This is a genomic window from Ancylothrix sp. D3o (genome assembly GCF_025370775.1).
Taxonomy (GTDB): Bacteria; Cyanobacteriota; Cyanobacteriia; order Cyanobacteriales; family Oscillatoriaceae; genus Ancylothrix.
Genome location: NZ_JAMXEX010000126.1, coordinates 1 through 1,280, shown reverse-complemented (window position 1 = coordinate 1,280; position 1,280 = coordinate 1). Strand labels below are relative to the sequence as shown.

General features: G+C 43.6%; 1 protein-coding gene. It reads right to left on the bottom strand.

Annotation, left to right across the window (positions count from 1 at the left end; genetic code table 11):
- Positions 1–275: 275 nt before the first annotated feature.
- Positions 276–1,187: a group II intron maturase-specific domain-containing protein gene (locus NG798_RS27695; RefSeq protein WP_261226941.1), complete on the bottom strand. Its 912-nt coding sequence runs from the start codon at positions 1,185–1,187 to the stop codon at positions 276–278.
- Between the last annotated feature and the right edge of the window lie 93 nt (positions 1,188–1,280).

Genomic DNA, 1,280 nt, shown 5'->3' with positions numbered 1-1,280 from the left:
ATCAATCAAAATTGGCTACGAAGGTTGACAATAGAGTTCCAGAATAATCCAGGTTTTTTAATTAGCTTTCAGAAAGAACGATAATTTCAGTTGCCAGTTCTCCATCTACCGGCCCTTCAATATCCATCGGCCCTTACAGATTCCTCGATTTCTAAACATTCGCCTGTGCCCCCGCATCCACCGGGTCCGAAACAGTCGGGTAAGGTTTGGGGATTACTCCCCGCCCCTCCCCTAAGAACCGTGCATGAGACTTTCGCACTCACACGGCTCAAGCCTTACTTCAAGCTTTCAAACTTGGATTTTGATGTATGTACCTGTTTATGACACGCTCTGTGTAAATGCGTTAGGTTTTCGATGTCGTCTCTTCCACCTTTCGCTTCAGGTGTTATGTGATGGGTCTCGATTTCCTCACCGTTGAAGAGTGGTTCACCACAAATGGGACATACCCAGTTTTGGTTCTGAGCTATTTTGTAGTTACGGGAATTCTTTTCCCAATAGCTTTTACCGTATTTTTGGTGGCGTTTTTTCCAGTATTCTTTTAGGCTTGGATCATCGGGTGACGCTTCTCCTTTGACCTTTATGTGGCGTTCGATGGGTGTGGATGCGATAGAATAGAGAGTGTATGACTTCTCTTTTCCCCGGTTTTCACCTAAACAGGTAAAAACCCAATCTTTGCCTTTAATGGTCTTAAAGTAACGTTGCTTAATCCATCTTTTTGATTTGTTGGGATGCCTACGCTTAGCCCAACGCCAAAGGTATAACCACACCCGGTGTGAGATGTAGCTAAAAGTTTTCTTGCTAACTCCCCCTTTGTAGTAGTTAGCAAAACCTCGAAGAATTGGATTGAGCTTTCTAATAACTTCCTCTTGTTGACAACCCTTCATTGCTTCTATTTCTTTGCCTATCCGTTTGCAAAAGTCTAGGACTTTCTTTTTGGATGGTTTGATAAGCAATTTGCCTTTATAGTGGCGGTGGTTGAATCCTAGGAAGTCAAAGCCATCTGACAACGGTGTGATGACCGTTTTCTCCGTGCTTAATTCAAGACCTCTTTCTGATAGCCATTGCTGAATTCTTGTTTTGGCTTTTTCGAGACAACATTTGTCTCTAGCAGTGACTATAAAGTCATCCGCATACCGCACTATTCCTAGCTTAGGATTGGTAGTTTTAATAAGTTGTTCGCGCGCCATGCAATCCAATATTAGCTAGGGCTTGCTGAATAAGTTAGGAAAAATCGCGCTCGCTCCGCCAGCCGTAGCCATCGCACTTGATGGGTGATTCAA

Excerpts from the sequence above, each read along its gene's own strand:
- NG798_RS27695 (WP_261226941.1), bottom strand. The coding sequence starts at position 1,187 with ATGGCGCGCGAACAACTTATTAAAACTACCAATCCTAAGCTAGGAATA.